General features: G+C 61.5%; 15 protein-coding genes, 1 pseudogene and 1 riboswitch. All 16 genes and pseudogenes read left to right on the top strand.

Features of this window, described 5'->3' with window-relative positions; translation table 11 throughout:
- Positions 1 to 112 precede the first annotated feature (112 nt).
- Positions 113 to 1,801, top strand: coding sequence for a methylmalonyl-CoA mutase family protein (locus IPF85_RS01775; protein ID WP_343406344.1), 1,689 nt, complete (start codon positions 113 to 115; stop codon positions 1,799 to 1,801).
- A gap of 63 nt (positions 1,802 to 1,864) precedes the next feature.
- Positions 1,865 to 2,275 (top strand): cobalamin B12-binding domain-containing protein, encoded by a 411-nt coding sequence (locus IPF85_RS01770; RefSeq protein ID WP_343406343.1) that lies wholly within the window; start codon positions 1,865 to 1,867, stop codon positions 2,273 to 2,275.
- A gap of 2 nt (positions 2,276 to 2,277) precedes the next feature.
- On the top strand, positions 2,278 to 3,288 hold the full coding sequence (gene meaB, locus IPF85_RS01765) for a methylmalonyl Co-A mutase-associated GTPase MeaB (protein ID WP_343406342.1): 1,011 nt from the start codon (positions 2,278 to 2,280) through the stop codon (positions 3,286 to 3,288).
- Between the two features lie 79 nt (positions 3,289 to 3,367).
- On the top strand, positions 3,368 to 4,465 hold the full coding sequence (locus tag IPF85_RS01760) for a ribose-phosphate pyrophosphokinase (RefSeq protein WP_343406341.1): 1,098 nt from the start codon (positions 3,368 to 3,370) through the stop codon (positions 4,463 to 4,465).
- A gap of 220 nt (positions 4,466 to 4,685) precedes the next feature.
- Complete coding sequence (secA, locus tag IPF85_RS01755; protein ID WP_343406340.1) at positions 4,686 to 7,697, top strand: preprotein translocase subunit SecA; 3,012 nt, start codon at positions 4,686 to 4,688, stop codon at positions 7,695 to 7,697.
- Between the two features lie 158 nt (positions 7,698 to 7,855).
- Complete coding sequence (locus tag IPF85_RS01750) at positions 7,856 to 9,097, top strand: S1 RNA-binding domain-containing protein (RefSeq protein ID WP_343406339.1); 1,242 nt, start codon at positions 7,856 to 7,858, stop codon at positions 9,095 to 9,097.
- An 83-nt stretch (positions 9,098 to 9,180) separates the two neighbouring features.
- A complete protein-coding gene (locus tag IPF85_RS01745; RefSeq protein WP_343406338.1) occupies positions 9,181 to 11,694 on the top strand; it encodes an ATP-dependent Clp protease ATP-binding subunit in 2,514 nt (837 codons plus the stop codon).
- Between the two features lie 29 nt (positions 11,695 to 11,723).
- A riboswitch (TPP riboswitch) is annotated at positions 11,724 to 11,850 on the top strand.
- 59 nt (positions 11,851 to 11,909) lie between these two features.
- Positions 11,910 to 12,560 carry a thiamine diphosphokinase gene (locus tag IPF85_RS01740; RefSeq protein ID WP_343406337.1) on the top strand — a complete coding sequence of 217 codons (651 nt, stop codon included), beginning with the start codon at positions 11,910 to 11,912 and terminating at the stop codon, positions 12,558 to 12,560.
- A gap of 14 nt (positions 12,561 to 12,574) precedes the next feature.
- Positions 12,575 to 13,432, top strand: a complete 858-nt coding sequence (locus tag IPF85_RS01735) for a thiamine ABC transporter substrate-binding protein (RefSeq protein WP_343406336.1) — start codon at positions 12,575 to 12,577, stop codon at positions 13,430 to 13,432.
- A pseudogene (locus IPF85_RS01730) lies at positions 13,320 to 13,652 on the top strand (ABC transporter substrate-binding protein); the annotation flags it as partial. The gene IPF85_RS01735 and the pseudogene IPF85_RS01730, both read left to right, overlap by 113 nt.
- 63 nt (positions 13,653 to 13,715) lie before the next feature.
- Positions 13,716 to 15,380, top strand: coding sequence for an iron ABC transporter permease (locus tag IPF85_RS01725; protein ID WP_343406335.1), 1,665 nt, complete (start codon positions 13,716 to 13,718; stop codon positions 15,378 to 15,380).
- Between the two features lie 7 nt (positions 15,381 to 15,387).
- Positions 15,388 to 16,449 (top strand): ABC transporter ATP-binding protein, encoded by a 1,062-nt coding sequence (locus tag IPF85_RS01720; RefSeq protein ID WP_343406334.1) that lies wholly within the window; start codon positions 15,388 to 15,390, stop codon positions 16,447 to 16,449.
- Between the two features lie 135 nt (positions 16,450 to 16,584).
- Positions 16,585 to 17,091, top strand: coding sequence for a single-stranded DNA-binding protein (gene ssb / locus IPF85_RS01715; protein WP_343406333.1), 507 nt, complete (start codon positions 16,585 to 16,587; stop codon positions 17,089 to 17,091).
- 66 nt (positions 17,092 to 17,157) lie between these two features.
- The gene (locus IPF85_RS01710; RefSeq protein ID WP_343406332.1) at positions 17,158 to 17,520 is read left to right on the top strand and encodes a DUF3467 domain-containing protein; all 363 of its coding nucleotides are present in this window, start codon (positions 17,158 to 17,160) and stop codon (positions 17,518 to 17,520) included.
- 126 nt (positions 17,521 to 17,646) lie between these two features.
- A complete protein-coding gene (locus IPF85_RS01705; protein WP_343406331.1) occupies positions 17,647 to 17,979 on the top strand; it encodes a DUF4351 domain-containing protein in 333 nt (110 codons plus the stop codon).
- Between the two features lie 169 nt (positions 17,980 to 18,148).
- Positions 18,149 to 18,364: a dodecin family protein gene (locus tag IPF85_RS01700; protein ID WP_343406330.1), complete on the top strand. Its 216-nt coding sequence runs from the start codon at positions 18,149 to 18,151 to the stop codon at positions 18,362 to 18,364.
- Positions 18,365 to 18,383: the final 19 nt, after the last annotated feature.

Raw genomic sequence — 18,383 nt, 5'->3', positions numbered from 1 at the left:
CACGAATGGCGCCTGTTTCCTTAGGCGAAAGAGTGAAGTCTATTCCGCTTGCAGTATAGAATAACTGGAGGCAACGGAGAGGCGATGAAGGAGAGGCGATGGAGGAGAGGTAATGGAACTGTACGACCGAGTCAGCCTGACCAACATCCGGGAGGCTGTGGAGCAGTGGGAAGAGACCACCCTGCAGCAAACGCTGGCGCAAACACCGGAGCGCCAGCCTGAGTTCATCACCGCGTCGAGTGTGCCGATCGGCCGCCTGTACACACCGCTGGATGTGGCCGGCATGGACTACGGCCAGGATTTGGGGCTGCCGGGAGAATATCCCTTTACCCGCGGCGTCTACCCCACCATGCATCGCGGCCGCGTGTGGACCATGCGCATGTTCTCTGGCTTCGGCACAGCCGAGGAGACCAACGCCCGTTACAAGTACCTCCTGAGCCAGGGCAACATGGGCCTTTCGGTGGCCTTCGACATGCCCACGCTCTATGGCTATGACTCCGACGCGCCCGAAGCCCTGGGCGAATTCGGCAAATGCGGGGTGGCCATCAGCTCCCTGGCCGACATGGAAATCCTCTTCGCTGGGATTCCGCTGGGCGAAGTCAGCACTTCGATGACCATCAACAGCCCGGCGGCCATCATCTGGGCCATGTACATCGTGGCGGCTGAGAAGCAGGGCTACCAACGCCAGCAATTACGCGGCACCCTGCAAAACGATATTCTCAAGGAGTTCATCGCGCAGAAGGAATTCCTCTTCCCGCCCGATCACTCCATGCGCCTGGTGGTGGACACCATCGAATTTGGCACGCAGCAGATGCCGCTGTGGAACACCGTTAGCATTTCAGGCTATCACATCCGCGAGGCCGGCAGCACGGCTGTGCAGGAGCTTGCGTTCACCCTGGCCGACGGGTTGGCCTACGTGGATGCCTGTGTGGCTCGTGGCATGAAGGTGGACGATTTTGCCCCGCGTTTGTCTTTCTTCTTCAATGCGCACAACGACTTTTTCGAAGAAATTGCCAAGTACCGGGCCGGCCGCCGCATCTGGGCGCGCATCCTGCGCGAAAAATACGGCGCGCAGGACCCGCGCTCGTGGATGCTGCGCTTTCATACCCAAACGGCCGGCGTCAGCCTGACCGCGCAGCAGCCGGAGAACAACATCGTGCGCGTCGCCATTCAAGCCCTGGCCGCGGTGCTCGGCGGCACGCAATCGCTGCACACCAACTCGATGGATGAAGCGCTGGCCTTGCCCAGCGCCAAAGCGGTCACCATTGCCCTGCGCACGCAGCAGGTCATCGCGCACGAGAGCGGCGTCGCCCACACGATTGATCCCCTGGCCGGTTCGTTCTTCGTCGAAGCCCTGACCAACGAGACCGAAGCCGCGACCCTGCACTACCTCAAGCGCATCGAGGCCCTGGGCGGCGTCATCCCTGCGCTCGAAGGCGGCTTCATGCAGCGTGAGATTGCCGAGGCGGCCTACCGCTATCAGCAAGAAATTGACAGCCACCGCCGCACGATCGTGGGCGTCAACGAATTCGCCAACAAGGAAACGCCAGCCATCCCCATTTTGGAGATGGATCCGCAGGGCTATGAACGCCAGCTGCAGCGCCTGCACGCGGTGCGCAGCGGGCGCGACAACCAGGCCACCCAGAACGCGCTGCGCCGTCTGGCCGCTGCCGCGCGTGCGCCCACGGTCAACCTGATGGAGCCGATCATCGAAGCGGTCAAGGCCTATGCCACCCTGGGCGAAATGTGCGACGTATTGCGCGAGGTGCTCGGCATTTATCACGAACCGGTGTTTTTCTAATTCCTGAACGGCAACGGCTGCTGGCGCGTGTCGCCAGCACAAAAAAAGGAGAAAAGAGGGGTTATGAGCGAACGTAAGATTCGTGTCTTAGTGGCCAAGCCAGGCCTGGACGGTCATGACCGTGGGGCCAAAGTGGTGGCAAGGGCGCTGCGCGATGCCGGATTCGAGGTGATCTACACCGGGATTCGGCAGACCCCGCAGATGATCGTAGAGGCCGCGCTGCAAGAGGATGTGGACGTGATTGGTCTCTCCATTCTCTCCGGCGCGCATATGGCCCTGGCCCCCAAAATCATGCAAGAGATGCAGCAGAACGGCCTCGACGATGTTGTCGTGCTGATGGGCGGCATCATTCCGGACGAAGATGTAGAAAGCCTCAAAAAGATGGGCGTCAAGGGCGTTTTTGGCCCCGGCACCCCAACTCAGCACATCGTTGATTTCATCCATCAGCAGGTAAGGGCTGCGGCTCCGGCGTAATCATGAACCAATCGCCCACTGAGCTTGTCGCGCAACTGTGCCAGGGCAACCGCCGCGCGCTGGCGCGTACCATCACCCTGATCGAAACCGGCGGCGCGGCCGCCCATGAGCTGCTGACGCGCCTCTACCCGTTCACCGGCCAGGCGACCGTCATCGGTGTAACCGGCTCGCCCGGTACGGGCAAGAGCACCCTGGTCAACGCCGTGGCTAAGGTTTACCGTCAGCAAGGCAAAACCGTGGGTATCGTGGCGGTTGACCCCACCAGCCCGTTCACCGGCGGCGCGCTGTTGGGCGACCGCGTGCGCATGCGCGACCTGAGCGGCGATCCCGGCATCTTCATACGCTCCATGGCGACGCGCGGCAGCCTGGGCGGCCTGGCCCGCGCCACGGCCGATGTCATCCTCGCGCTGGACGCGGCCGGCTTCGAGCGTGTGTTGGTGGAGACGGTTGGGGTTGGTCAGGCTGAGGTGGAAATTGCCAGCACCGCGCACACCACCATCGTGGTGGAGGCGCCGGGCATGGGCGATGAAGTGCAGGCCATCAAGGCGGGGGTGCTCGAAATCGCCGATGTCTTCGCGGTGAACAAGGCGGATCGCGAAGGCTCCGACCGCACGGTGATGGCGTTGAGGATGATGCTCGGCATCGCCCCGGAAGAGGTGCGTGGCATTTCACACCACGGCCAGTTGCTGACCATCGAAACGCCGAGCAGGCAGCGCGCCGTGGCCTGGGAGCCGCCCATCATCAAGACTGTTGCTCTGCAGGACCAGGGGATCCTCGAACTGGTGGCCGCAGTGGAACAGCATCGCGCCTTCCTGATCCAGAGTGACCTGTGGGGCGCGCGTGAGCGTGTGCGGGCTGCCAGCGAATTGGAAAGCATTGTGCGCCGGCGCCTGCTGCAGAAACTGGCCCAACTCATCCCGCAGGGATCGCTGCAAGAACTTGTTGACCAGATCGCGCGCCGCGTGCTCGACCCGTACACCGCGGCCGAGCAGTTGCTGGCCGCGCTCGCCTGATGGCGCACGGCCCTATGCAAGCAAGGGAGCTAAGACCCACCATGTCCATTTTATTAGCAACCAAAGGACGAACGGCGCCATGGCCGGACTGAGCATGTACGGCAAAATGGCCGTCTTTTCGGGCAGCGCCAGTCCCCCGCTCGCTAACGCCATCTGTCGCTTCCTGCGACTCAAGGAGGCCCCCGATTTCAGGCTGGGCCAAGCCGAGATTACTAAGTTCGCCAATGGGAACACCTTTTGTAAACTCGACGAAAGCGTGCGCGGCAAAGATGTCTTCCTCATCCAATCTACCTCCGCGCCCACCAATGACAACGTGATGGAGCTGTTGATCTTTCTGGACACGCTGCGCCGCGATTCAGCCGGTCGCATCACGGCGGTGCTGCCCTTCTACGGCTATGGGCGCACCGACAAGAAGGATCAGCCCCGCGTGCCGATTACGGCGAGGCTGGTAGCGGATCTGATTACCGTGGCCGGCGCCGATCGTTTTGTGACGGTGGATTTGCACGCCGGCCAGATTCAGGGTTTCTTCACGATTCCAACCGATGAGCTGACCGCGCTCTATCCGTTGGTGGATCATTTCGCGCGCCTGCAGATTCCCAACCTGGTTGTCGTCTCACCGGACGTGGGCGGCGTGCGCCGGGCGCGCAACTTCGCCGAACGGCTTTCTCAAAAGCTGTGCTTTGCCGCCACCGGCAGCGTCACCACATCTGATCCTGAGATTCAGGATCGGTTCGCTGTGCCGCTGGCCGTGATCGAAAAACGGCGTTCTCTCGATGGCAAACAGACCGAGATGTTTGAGTTGATCGGCGATGTGGACCACAAAAACGTCATCGTTGTGGACGATGAGATTGACACCGCAGGAACATTGTGCAAGGCTGGCGCCTTTCTTCCTAACAGAGGCGCCATTGAAGTCTATGCCTGCGCTACCCATGCCGTTTTATCTGATGCTGCTGCGGTCAACCTGCGCGATTCGGTCTTCAAGCAGGTGGTGGTGGCCGATACGGTTGCCATTCCGTCTGAGAAGTCTGAAATCATCGGTTGCAAGTTGGTGGTGGTTTCGGTGGCCGAAATGCTGGCCGATGTCATTCTGCGCACGCATAACGGTGAATCTGTCGGCGCCCTGTTCGACAAATGGGATGCCCTGGATCACAACCTGCCAGACAGCGGCATCGCCTGAGCGCGACCCGCGAGTCGTCACGGGGGCGCCTGACGTCCCAACGAACGAGCACAACAGCGCAATGGGTATGATCGTTCCTATCCCCTGCGCTGTTGTTATGCTATACTGCGGGCGGGAACAGGCTTCGCTTGTCCGCCTGAGGAAACGTGGGCAATTCGTGCCCGCCTGCAATCTGTCATGGCCCGGCAAATTTATTGGGGACTGAGGAAAAAACGCTGAGATGTTCAAGAAACTACTGACGAGGGTGATGGGCGATCCGAACGAACGCGAGGTGCGGAGCCTGCAGCCCATCATTGACGAGATCAATCAACTCGAAAACGAGATGAAGGCGCGCAGCGACGCTGACTTGCGCGGCCAGACGGAGGAATTCCGTCGCCGGGTGGCAGCCGAGACCGCGGCCCTGGCCCAAGAGGCAGCGGAGGCGCGCGAGGCGTATCTGCAGGAAACCGATACCAGCGCGCAGCAGGGTCTCCGTGCCGAATGGGAGGCAGCGGTGAAGGCGGTGAAGGCTGGCGAACGCGAGGTGCTGGATGCCATCCTGCCGACCGCGTTTGCGGCGGTGCGCGAAGCGGCCCGGCGCACGATCGGCCTGCGTCACTATGATGTGCAACTGATCGGCGGTATCGTGCTGCACCAGGGCAAGATCGCCGAGATGCGCACCGGCGAAGGCAAGACGCTGGTGGCCACGCTGCCGCTGTATCTCAACGCGCTGGCCAGGCACGGCGCCCACCTGGTGACGCCCAACGATTATCTGTCAAAGATCGGCGCCCAATGGATGGGCCCTGTTTATAGTCTGCTCGGCGTCAGCGTGGGCGTCATTCAGTCGGCCGCGGCCAACCCTGACCTGGGTTCCTTCGTCTATGACCATACATTTCAGTCGGCCGATGATCGCTATCAGTTCTTGCGACCGGTCAGCCGGCGCGCAGCCTACGAGGCTGATGTCACCTATGGCACGAACAACGAGTTTGGCTTTGATTATCTGCGCGACAACATGATCTTCGCCAGCGAAGAAGCCGCGCAGAACGAACTGCACTTTGCCATCGTAGACGAGGTGGATAATATCCTGATTGACGAAGCGCGCACGCCGCTGATCATCTCCGGCCAGGCGCAAGAGTCGTCCGACCTGTACCGCATCTTTGCCGGGCTGGTGAAACGCTTGCGTCTCAACGAAGATTACCTGGTTGAAGAAAAAGAGCGCGTGGTCACCCTGACCGAAGAAGGCGTCAACAAGATCGAGGGCTGGCTGGGAATTGACAACCTGTACTCGGCCGAGCATTTCGAAAAAACGCCCTACCTGGACAACGCCCTGCGTGCGCATGTGCTGTACAGCGTTGACCGCGACTACATCGTCAAGGATGGCGAAGTCATCATTGTGGATGAGTTCACCGGGCGCTTGATGCATGGGCGGCGATTCTCAGAGGGCCTGCACCAGGCGATCGAAGGCAAAGAAGGGGTGCGCGTGCAGCGTGAGAGCCTGACCCTGGCGACGATCACCTTCCAGAATTTCTTCCGCATGTACCATAAGCTGGCCGGTATGACCGGTACAGCGGCGACGGAAGCAGAGGAATTCTCCAAGATTTATCAGCTCGATGTGACGATGATCCCTACAAACATCGAATATCGCGCCAAGCAGGGCGAATTGACCACCCGAACCGAAAAAGTCGGTGGCGCGGACTTGGTCACCTACGAGGCCCCCGCCACCGGCGATCGCTATTTCAAGCGCTTGGACTCACCCGACCTGATCTACAAGAACCAGGAAGCCAAGTTCAGGGCCGTGGTGAAAGATGTGGCCGAGATGCACAAGCAAGGACGGCCGGTCCTGGTGGGCACGGTTGCCATCGAAACCTCGGAAATGCTGGCGTCCATGCTCAAGCGCCATGGTGTGCCGCACAGCGTGCTCAACGCCAAGCAGCATGAGCGCGAAGCCATCATCATTGCGCAGGCCGGGCGCCCGGGCAATGTGACCATTGCCACCAACATGGCCGGTCGCGGGGTTGACATTCTGCTGGGCGGCAATGCTGAAGGCATGGCACGCGACCATCTGCGCAAGCAAGGCCATGATCTGATCAACCTGGAGCCGGGCATGTGGGAACAAGCGCTGGCGGAAGCCGAGGCGGAAGTCAAGCGGAATCGGCAAGTGGTATGGGAGTTGGGCGGTCTGCACGTGATCGGCACCGAACGTCATGAGGCGCGGCGCATTGACAATCAGTTGCGAGGGCGTGCGGCCCGCCAGGGCGACCCGGGGTCCTCGCGCTTTTATCTTTCGCTGAGCGATGATCTGATGCGTCGCTTTGGCGGGGAGAATGTAGCCAGCCTGATGAATCGGCTGGGCGTCGAAGATGACATGCCGATCGAGCACAACCTGGTGAGCAAGACCATCGCCAACGCCCAGGTGCGCGTGGAAGGTTTCAACTTCGACATTCGCAAGCATGTGCTCGAATATGATGATGTGGTCAACAAGCAGCGCGAGATCATCTACGATCAGCGCCGACAGATTCTGACCAAGTCCACGATGCGCCCCACCATCCTCGGCATGATCGAAAACGATCTAACAGCAGTTGTCAAGTCGTTTACGTCAGGACAGGATCCTGCGGACTGGGACATCACCGCACTGCATCAAACGGTGATCGGCATCATGCCTGTGCCGGATACTGCGGCGGACTGGCAGGCAATGGCGCCAGATGAGCTGACCGACCGCCTGTGTGAGTTAGCCGAGCAGACGTATGACGCCAAAGAGGCCGAACTGGGCGCCGAGTGGATGCGTCACGCGGAACGCCATGTCATGCTGAGCGTTGTAGATCATCGCTGGCAGCGGCACCTGACCGACCTGGACCAATTGCGCGAAGGCATTGGCTTGCGCGCCTTTGCCCAGGTTGAGCCACTGCTCGCCTATAAGAAAGAGGCGTTCGAGATGTACCAGGGGTTGATGGCGGACATTCAGCACGACATTGTGCGCGCCATCTTCCACGTGCAGCAAGCCAGGCCCGAACCGGTGCGGCGGGTGCAACAACTGCAGACCAACCGCCAGGAGGGTGAAGCCCGCCCCGTGCGGCGCAGCGGCAGCACGATCGGCCGCAACGATCCGTGCTGGTGCGGCAGTGGCAAGAAGTACAAGCAATGTCACATGGCAAGCGACCACGAAAGCGGCGCAACGCCAGGCGGCCCGCCGGCGCCGGCGCCAGCGGCGGTGAAGGCGCGACCGGCCGCGCCGGTCAAACGGGCGCGACGCTAGTCGTCGGCCAGCCACTCCTGCAGACCCAAACTTCCGAAGTCTCCCAGACTTCGGAAGTTTTATTTCACGCTGTACCACCTGGCGAACGTTCTTGCGTTTCGGCGCTACATCCATTATAATAGTTCTCACCCACCAAAGAGGAGATGTCGCAAGTTAGGATGGAAAACCTCGATTTATCGCCCACGTTGACTGCCGAACAGGAGGTGCCACAGGCCGAAAACGTTAATCCAATGGCTGAGTTGATGGATAGTTCGTTTGGGTTTGAGCCGCTGTCGAGTGGCTCCGTGCGCAAGGGAATTATCGTCCGTATGTCGCCAACCGAGATTCTCGTAGACATTGGCGCCAAGTCCGAAGGAATCATTTCTGATCGCGAACTGGAACGCGTGGGCAAGGAAGCGCTTGCCCAGCTCACCGTTGGCGATGAGATTTTGGTCTACGTCGTTCGCCCAGAGGATGAAGAAGGTCATGTGGTCTTGTCGTTTAGCCGTGCCCAGCAAGAACGCGATTGGCTCAAGGCTGAAGAGCTGTTGAAGAGCCAGGAAGTGTTCGAAGGTCTGGTTGCAGGTTTCAACCGCGGTGGTGTCACCATCAAAGTTGGCCGGCTGCGCGGCTTCGTCCCCACATCGCAATTGGTTTCCGTGCAAGCCATGTCCCAGGAGAGCGCCAGCGATAACCTGGAAGCACGCCTGGCCGACCTGGTCGGCAAGAAACTCAGGCTCAAGGTCGTTGAACTGGATCAAAAACGCAACCGACTGATCCTGTCTGAACGCCAGGCCAACCGCGATTGGCGTAAGCAGGCCAAAGAACGCCTGCTGTCTGAATTGAAAAAGGGTGATAAATGCAGCGGCATCGTCACCAGTATGTCCGATTTCGGCGCCTTCATTGATTTGGGCGGCGCCGATGGCCTGGTGCATCTATCGGAGATCACCTGGGGTCATATCAATCATCCCGGCGAGGCCTTGAAGGTGGGGCAGCGGGTCGAAGCTTACGTTCTCAATGTGGACATGGATCGCCGGCGCATCGGCCTGAGCCTGCGCCGCTTGCAACCAGAACCCTGGAGCGTGGTGCATGAGCGCTACGCGGTGGGGCAACTGGTGGACGCGACGGTCACCAAGCTGACAAACTTCGGCGCCTTCGCCCGCCTGGATGACGGCATCGAAGGCTTGATCCATCTATCGGAACTCTCCGACAAACGCGTCGGCCATGCGCGCGACATCTTGCGCGAGGGCCAGCGCATGAGACTGCGGATCATTCGCATTGACCCCCAACGCCGGCGCATCGGCCTCAGCCTCAAGCAAGCGCCCGAGGAAGAATACACGGAAATGGACTGGCGCGAGCAACTGGCTGAAATGGATGACGAGCAAGTCACCACCGAAGACAGTCTCGAGACTGAAAACTAGACCCATCGGCCGCGAGCAAACCTGTCAGGTGGCATAAGCCTGGCAGGTTTGTTTTTGTTTGATGGGCCAAAGGAATTGCCACCATGGCAGACAAGTTCGATCGGTTTACCAAGCGCGCACGTCGTGTGCTGCAATTAGCGCACGATGAAGCGCAGCGCCTGAATCACAATTACGTCGGCACCGAGCACCTGCTGTTAGGCCTGGTGCGCGAAGAAAACGGCGTCGCCGTCAAGGTATTGGGGGAGCTGGGCGTGGAGACCAACCATGTGGTGCGCGCCGTCGAGCGCACCGTGGGCCGTGGCGATCGCCCAATCACCGGCAAACCCATCCTGGCCCCCCGCACTAAGCGCGTGATTGAACTGGCCGTTGATGAAGCACGCCTGTTGGGGCATCATTACATCGGCACCGAACACCTCCTCCTGGGCCTCGTGCGTGAAGGTGACGGCATCGCAGTCAATGTGCTGCGCAGCCTGGGCGTTAGCCTGGACAAGGTGCGCACCCAGACCGCACGCAGTCTCCTGCAAAGCCAAACTCAGATCACCAAAGAAAAACAGAAAACCGAACGCAAGACGCCCATGCTCGATCAACTGGGCATGGACTTGACCGCGCAAGCCGAAGAAGGCAAACTCGATCGGGTCATTGGCCGGGAGAAAGAGATCGAGCGCGTCATTCAGATTCTGTGCCGACGTACCAAGAACAACCCGGCACTCATCGGCGAACCAGGCGTGGGCAAGACGGCCATCGTCGAGGGCCTGGCCCAGCGCATCGTGGCAGGCAACGTGCCAGAGTTGCTGCTCGACAAACGCGTGCTCACGCTCGATGTCGGTTCCCTGGTGGCCGGCACCATGTACCGCGGCCAGTTCGAAGAACGACTCAAGAAGGTGATCGAAGAGATCAAGCACAGCGCCAACATCCTCTTCATTGACGAAGTACACATGCTCGTTGGCGCCGGCTCGGCCGGCAGCTCAGTGGATGCCGCCAATATCCTCAAACCGGCCCTGTCACGCGGGGAATTACAGTGCATTGGCGCCACCACGCTCGATGAATACCGCCGCTACATCGAAGGTGACGCCGCGTTGGAACGGCGCTTCCAGCCGGTGCAGGTATTCGAGCCAACCATCGAAGAGACGGTTGAGATTCTGCGCGGGGTCAAGGGCGCCTACGAGGCCCATCACAAACTGGAAATCACTGAAGACGCCATCCACGCCGCAGCCACGTTGGCGGCGCGCTATGTGGTGGACCGCTTCTTGCCCGATAAGGCCATTGATGTCATTGATGAGGCGGCCAGCCGCGTGCGCATGTATAAGGCGCCCTTTGCGCGCAGCCTGCGCGAGACCTTCGTCAGCCTGAGGTCCCTGCAGAAAGAAAAAGACGCAGCCCTGAACACGCAGCGCTATGATGAAGCCATTGACCTGCACTACCGCGAGGTGGAGATGGGGCATGAGCTTGACCAGTTGCGCATGGGCTGGGAAGATGTGGACAACCGTCCCAAGGTCGGGGCCGAAGACATTGCCGAGGTCGTTTCGATGTGGACCGGCATCCCGCTGATGCGCATCGCCGGCGAAGAATCGGCGCGCCTGCTCGAAATGGAACGCGAACTGCACCAGCGCGTCGTGGGGCAGCAAGAGGCCATCGAAGCGGTCAGCAAGGCTGTGCGCCGCGCACGCGCCGGGCTGAAGGACCCCAAACGCCCCATCGCCTCTCTGATCTTCCTCGGCCCCACCGGCGTTGGCAAGACCCTGCTCGCCAAAACGTTGGCCGAATTCCTGTTTGGCAGCGACGAAGCGCTCATCAAGCTGGACATGAGCGAGTTCATGGAGCGGCACAATGTCAGCCGCCTGGTGGGCGCGCCGCCCGGCTACATTGGCTATGAAGAAGGCGGCCAGCTGACCGAGGCGGTGCGCCGTCGCCCCTATTCGGTCATCCTGCTCGACGAAATCGAGAAGGCCCACACTGAAGTGTTCAACATGCTCCTGCAGATCATGGAAGATGGGCATTTGAGCGATGCCAAGGGCCGCCGCGTGGACTTCCGCAACACCATCATCATCATGACCTCCAATGTGGGCGCACAATTGATCAAGCGCGCGACCAGCCTGGGCTTCATCCCAAACCGGGATGAAGAGAAGAAGGTTGAGGATGAGTACCAATCCATGCGCGAGCGGGTGACGGCAGACCTCAAGAAGACATTCCGACCCGAGTTCCTCAACCGCATTGATGGCGTGATGGTCTTCCGGGCGTTGACGAAGCCGCAGATCACCGACATCGTTGACTTGGAAATGAAACGGGTGCATTGGCAGCTCAGCGAGCACAACATCACCCTGCAGGTCAGCGAGGCAACCAAAGAGTTCATCGTCAACATCGGCTATGATCCCGACTACGGCGCGCGCCCGCTGCGTCGCGCGATTCAGAACCTACTCGATGACCCCCTGAGTGAGGGTGTCCTGGCCGGACGATTCGGCCCCGGCGATTGCGTGCTCGCCGACTACAACCCGGAGACCAAGCAAATCGAGTTCAAGGTGATTGCCTCCACGCCCGCCTTGCCAAGCGTGCTGGACGATCTTGTCATTGAGCAACTACTGGAGCCAGTCCTGGCCTAGGGGCCGCACAGCGACAGCAGACGTTACCAATCTACACGATGGGGAGCTGGGAGTAAGCCCGGTTGAGAGGAAGTCCCTGGCCATCCGGTCACTGACTTCGACCCTTTGAACCTGACCTGGATAATGCCGGCGTAGGGAGATGCAGCTATGGCGCATGAGACCGCTTCATTCAGGTGAGGCGGTCTTTTTTGTGCGCATCGAGAAACGAGGAACGCATGCGAGCCATTATCGTTGCTGGCAGCCCGGAGGTCATACGACCACCTGGGCTACGGCCCCAACCGGGTGACCTGGTTATTGGCGCGGACCTGGGCGCCGCGCACTGCCTGCGCTGGGGTTGGCGGCCCAGCCTGGTGATCGGCGACCTGGATTCGCTGCCGGCAGCTGCACAAGTCGTCCTGGCTGCTCAGGGCAGCCCATTCATCATCATGCCCACCCGCAAGGATGAGACCGACCTGGAGCTGGCCTTGAACCACGCGCTGCAGGCCGGCGCCACCATCATCGTCATCGTCGGTGTACTGGGCGGCCGCATTGACCATACCCTGGCCAATCTTCTCCTCCTCACCCGCGTTGATCTGGCCGCGCTGGATGTCTGCATGGTGGACGGCAGCCAAAGCGTGCGTCTCTTGCGACCTGGGCATCCGCTCACTATCGCCGGCCAGCCCGGCGACACCCTGTCCCTCATTCCAATCGGCGGTGATGCCACGGGGGTCACCGCGCACCACGTTGAATGGCCGCTGACTGCGGCAACCCTGCCCCTGGGCGTGGCACGTGGCGTCAGCAATGTGCTGTGCGGCCCCTCCGCTGAACTTTACATCGAGCACGGTCTCTTGCTCGTTGTACACATCACAAAGAATGCATCAATCTAACGAGGAGAACGGACATGCTCAAGCAATTTTTACCGACCTCCCTGCTCGCCGTCCTGCTGGTCGTGCTGACCGTTGCGGCCTGTGCGCCCGCAACAACCCCGCCAGGCACATCGGGGCCTGCCCCGCGCACCCTGACCATCATGACCCATGACAGCTTTGCCGCCAGTGAAGCCATCATCAAGCAGTTCGAGGCAGCCAACAACGCCACCGTGAAAATCCTGAAGGCCAACGACGCCGGCAGTGCGCTCAACCAGGCCATCCTGAGCAAGGGCAACCCGCTGGCCGATGTCTTCTTCGGCGTGGACAACACCTTCCTCAGCCGTGCGCTGAACAGCGGCATCTTCGAGCCGTACCCGTCCCCGCTTCTGGCCGACATCCCCGCCGATCTGCAGCTCGACCCGGAGTTCCGTCTACTGCCGGTTGACTTTGGCTTCGTCTGCCTGAATTACGACAAGCAGTGGTTTGCTGACAAGCAGATCCCTGCGCCGCAGACGCTGGAAGACCTGGTCAAACCGGCATACAAGGGGTTACTGGTGGTCGAAAATCCGGCCACTTCCTCGCCAGGCCTGGCCTTTCTGCTGGCCAGTATCGCACATTTTGGTCCGGACAACTACCTGGCCTGGTGGCAGGGATTGCGCGCCAACGACGTGTTAGTCAGCGACGGCTGGGAGGACGCGTACTACGCAGTTCAGCGGCAGCAGCGGCAAAGGCCCGCGCCCCCTCGTCGTCAGCTATGCCACCAGCCCGGCCGCCGAGGTCTATTTCAGCGAAGGCGCGTTGACAACGCCGCTCACCGGCAACATTCTGCCCGCCGGCGCCAGCTTCCGCCAGATCGAATTCGCCGGCATCCTCAAGGGCACGCCCAACCGTGACCTGGCCGCCAAGTGGATTGACTTCATGCTCAGCCCGGCCTTCCAGGAGGACATTCCCTTGCAGATGTTCGTCTACCCCGCCAACCGCACGGCCAGGCTGCCCGATCTTTTTCAACAGTTTGCCCTGCTACCAGAGACGCCCGCCAGCCTGCCCGCGGAGACGATCAGCCAGCAGCGCGAGGCCTGGCTTGACGCGTGGACGACCGCGGTGCTGAGGTAGGGTGGAGGTTGGAGACCGGAGATTGGAGAGCGGAGATTGGAGACCGGAGATTGGAGATCGGAGATGAGAAAATGGAACCTGGGTTGGGTATCATGGACGCCGTTGGCGTTCCTGGCCGTCTTTTTCTTCTACCCTTTGTTCGAGATTCTGCGCCTCAGCCTGGCGCCGGAGGGCAAACTCGACCTGGCGCCCCTGGCCGCGCTGGTGCAGCAGCCCTACTATGGCCGCGTGCTTTGGTTCACCACCTGGCAAGCGGTCATCTCCACCCTGCTGACCCTGGCCCTGGGGCTGCCCGCGGCCTATGTTTTCGCCCGCTACACCTTTCCCGGTAAGACGCTGCTGCGGGCGCTGAGCACGATCCCGTTCGTCATGCCGACGGTGGTAGTGGCCGCGGCCTTCAGCGCGCTGCTTGGCCCCAACGGCGCCGTCAACCGCTGGCTCATGCAGGCCCTGCACCTGGGCCAACCGCCGCTGCAGCTCCAGCAGACGATCTGGATGATCCTGCTGGCGCACGTTTTCTACAACGCCACCATCGTCCTGCGCATGGTGGGCGGCTTTTGGGCCAACCTGGACCCGCGCCTGGAACAGGCCGCGGCCGTGCTGGGCGCCAGTCGCTGGCGCGCCTTCCGCGAGATTACGCTTCCCCTGCTGCTGCCCTCACTGACCGCGGCCGGCCTGCTGATCTTTCTCTTCTGCTTCACCAGTTTCGGCGTCATCCTGATCCTGGGCGGGCCGCGCTTCGCCACCCTGGAGGTCGAAATCTATCGCCAGGCGGTCAACCTGTTTCGCCTGCCGATGGCCGCGGCGCTGGCGCTGGTGCAGATGGTTCTCACCTTCGCCATCATGGCGCTCTACACCCGCATGCAAGCCCGCAACGTCGTGGTGCTCAACTTCAAGCCACAGCAGGCCACGCAGCGTCGCATCCGCGGCTGGCGCCAGTTCGCCGTGGTAGGCAGCGGCATCACGCTGCTCTTCTGGCTGCTTCTGGCCCCCCTGGCCGCGTTGATCGTGCGCTCTGTCAGCACACCGGGCGGCGTCAGCCTGGCCTACTACCAGGCGCTGTTCATCAATCAACGCCAATCCATCCTCTTTGTGCCGCCGGTTGCCGCGATGCGCAACTCCCTGATCTTCGCCCTGCTGACGCTGGCCCTGGCGCTGATCCTCGGCGTGCTCAGCGCCTATCTGCTGACCCGCCCGCGCCTGCGCGTCAGCGCCTGGCTCGACCCGATCTTCATGCTGCCCCTGGGCGCCTCGGCCGTCACCCTCGGCCTGGGCTTCCTGGTCGCCCTGGACGCACCGCCGCTCAATCTGCGCGCCTCGCCTCTGCTGGTGCCGCTGGCCCACACCCTGGTGGCCCTGCCGTTCGTCATTCGCAGCCTGCTGCCGGTGTTGCGCGGCCTCAACCCGCACCTGCGTGAAGCGGCCGCGGTGCAAGGCGCTTCTCCGCGCCGTGTCTGGCGCGAGGTTGACCTGCCGATGCTGGCGCCGGCGCTGATCGTGGGCGCGGTGTTTGCCGTCACCGTCTCCCTGGGCGAATTCGGCGCCACCGCGCTCATCGCCCGGCCAGAGACCCCAACCCTGCCGCTGGTCATCTACCGCTTCCTGGGCCAACCAGGCGCGCAAAACTACGGCCAGGCCCTGGCCGCCAGCACTCTCCTCATGCTCGTCTGCGCCGCCGGCTTCATCCTTCTGGAGCGGGTGAGATATGAGGAAGTGGGGGAGTTTTAGGAGAGACATGTTGATTATAGATGGGGTATCGAAGGCGTTTGGGCCGACGCGGGTGCTGCATGAAGTTTCGGCGACCGTGACAAGCGGGGAAATCGCCTGCCTGTTGGGGCCGAGCGGCTGCGGTAAGACGACGCTGCTGCGCATCGTGGCCGGGCTGGAACAGGCAGATCAGGGCACGATCAGCTACGCCGGTCAGGACCTGGCGGGGGTGGCGGTGCATCGCCGCGGCTTCGGGCTGATGTTCCAGGATTTTGCCCTCTTTCCGCATCGCAACGTGGCCGACAACGTCGCTTTTGGCCTGCGCATGCAGGGCCTGGCGCCGGTTGATAGGCGCCGGCGCGTGGCTGAGATGCTGACGCTCGTCAACCTGCCGGGCTACGGCCAGCGCCGCGTGCATGAACTATCGGGCGGCGAACAGCAGCGGGTGGCCCTGGCACGCAGCCTGGCGCCGCAGCCCCAGTTTCTCATGCTCGACGAACCGCTCGGCGCGCTCGACCGCACCTTGCGCGCCGGCCTGCTGGGCGAACTGCGCACCATACTCAAGCAGGTGGGCCTGAGCGCGCTCTACGTCACGCACGACCAGCAGGAGGCCTTTGCCATCGCCGACCAGGTGCTCATCATGAGCCAGGGGCAAATCGTACAGCGCGGTGCGCCTGAGGCGGTCTATCAGCAACCGGCCAACCGCTTCGTGGCCCAGTTCCTGGGTCTCAGCAATCTGATCGCCGGACGCTGGGCGGTTGGCCCCCAGGGCGCAGTGCTGCAGACCGACCTCGGCCCCTTGCGGCTCTCTCCGGCCTTGAGCGACGCGGCGCAGGCTGGTGACGCGGTCATGCTGTTGATCCGGCCGGAAGCCGCGGCCATCGTGCCCATCCGCGCGTCAGGGCCGAACATCGTCCATGGCCAGGTGCTGCGGCGCACCTTCCGCGGCGGTCACTACGCCATCGAGTTCCAGGCTGAAGGGCTGGCAACGCCCCTCCAGTTGGAACTGCCGCTGGCCGAAGCAGTGATGGGCGGCGCCCATCTCAGCCTGGCCCTGGCGCCCAGCGCGCTCACGCTGATCCTGGCGTGAGCAGTATGCAATTCACACGAACACCTGTGCTATTTTGACAACTCCCGCCGTTTCCCCTACAATACAGGTTGCTGCCACAGTGGCAGATGGGCCACTTTGGATTGAGCACATTACGACCGGAAAGGACACAGAACGATGTGGCAGAAGATCACGATCGTCGGTAACCTCGGTTCCGACCCGGACATGCGTTACACCCCCAGCGGCGTCCCCGTCACCAGTTTTAGCGTCGCCGTCAACCGCAAAGTCAAGCTGCAGGATGGCTCGTTGCAGGACAAAACCACCTGGTTTCGCGTCACGGCCTGGCGGCAACTGGCCGAAACATGCAGTCAGTACCTGAGCAAAGGGCGCATGGTGCTAATCGAAGGCGAAGTCGAGGCCTCGGCCTATATGGCGCAGGATGGTACACCGCGGGCGTCGCTGGAGTTGACCGCACGTGACGTGCGCTTCCTGGGCAACCGCACAGACGCGCCGGTCGCCGGCGCGGGGACAGGCGCTAGTGCCGCTAGTGCCGGCAGCGGTGGGGGCGCCTACAATGCGGCTCCGCAGCGTGCAGCGCCGCGTCCGGCTTCGACTGCACCTGGCGCGCCGGGCAGCTTTGGCCCGCCGCCGCCTGAAATCCACGACGAAGAAATCCCATTCTAACAGGCATTTGCCGCAAGAACCACGGCCCGGTCATCTGATCGGGCCGTGATTTACAAGGAGTTGACTATGTCAGCCAATCGCCCGCCGGAGGCGCCGCAGCCTGCGCGCCAGTTCAACGTGGAAGTTCCCAGCAACCTTGAGCTTGTCTATTCCAACTTTGCCATCATCAACCATGCACCGTCGGAGGTGATGATTGACTTCGGACAGTTGATGCCCAACACACCACAGCAGATACGAGTGCGCGCCCGCGTCATGCTCACCCCAATGAACGCCAAGCTGCTCCTGCGCGCCCTGTCTGAAAACCTGGTAAACTACGAGCGCCGTTTTGGCGAGATCAAAACGCCGCAGGACTTCGACCCCAGCCAGGGATTCCTGGGCGGCGTGCAGTGGAAGGTGGGTAATGAGTCAAGCGAACCTGGTGCAGGGTAAGTAAACAGGCCGCCAGGCCTTTCCAATGTGTCCAGTTATCGGTTCATTGATTGGGTGATACAATTACCGCAGGGATTGGATGAGATCTTTTGGCGAGAGGTCGCTGAGCTAGAGGAGGCAGAACAGATGCCGTACATCACCAGTGTCGAACGAATGGGGATGCAGAGAGGCCTGGAGCAAGGAATCCAGCAAGGAATCCAGCAGGGAATCCAGCAAGGCGTGCAACAAGGCGTGCAGCAAGGCGTGCAGCAGGGTCAGGCAGAAATGGTGTTGCGTGTGTTGAACCGACGCTTCGGTATGATTTCTGCTGACCTGACGGCGTCCATTTGCGGCTTGCCCAGCCCGCACCTGCCTATCTTACTGGATGTGGCGCTGAGTGCGGAGGCGTTGCCCGAAGTAGCAGCCGTGGTCACGACGCTCATTGCCAACACCGATAAGGTCAACCCATCGCCGATGTGAGCGGCGCGATCCGCTGGACGCGCCGCTCCAGGCGCGGTAATTGAAAAAGCACGCCCATTGGCGTATAATAACAATACAACCTCTGATGAAACGGCCGCTGAAGCCGGTTGCGTACAGAGGTTGCGAGTTTACCCGTGCGTATTCACACAGCCCCTTGAAGGAGAACATCATGGCTGAGAGTGTGTACAAGGTTATAGAACTCATTGGCACGAGCAGTGAGTCGTGGGAAAAAGCCGCGACTAACGCGGTCGAGACGGCTTCCAAGAGCCTGCGCGAACTGCGCATCGCCGAGGTCGTGCAGTTGGACATGCACTTGGACGAAGGCAGGATCGTTGCCTATCGCGCCAAGCTGAAGGTGTCGTTCAAGTACGAGTCCGGCGACTAGGCCGGAGTCAGGATCGCCT

This window comes from Candidatus Amarolinea dominans (assembly GCF_016704685.1).
In the GTDB taxonomy this organism is placed as follows: domain Bacteria; phylum Chloroflexota; class Anaerolineae; order SSC4; family Amarolineaceae; genus Amarolinea; species Amarolinea dominans.
This window is presented reverse-complemented; position numbering and strand designations above follow the sequence as displayed.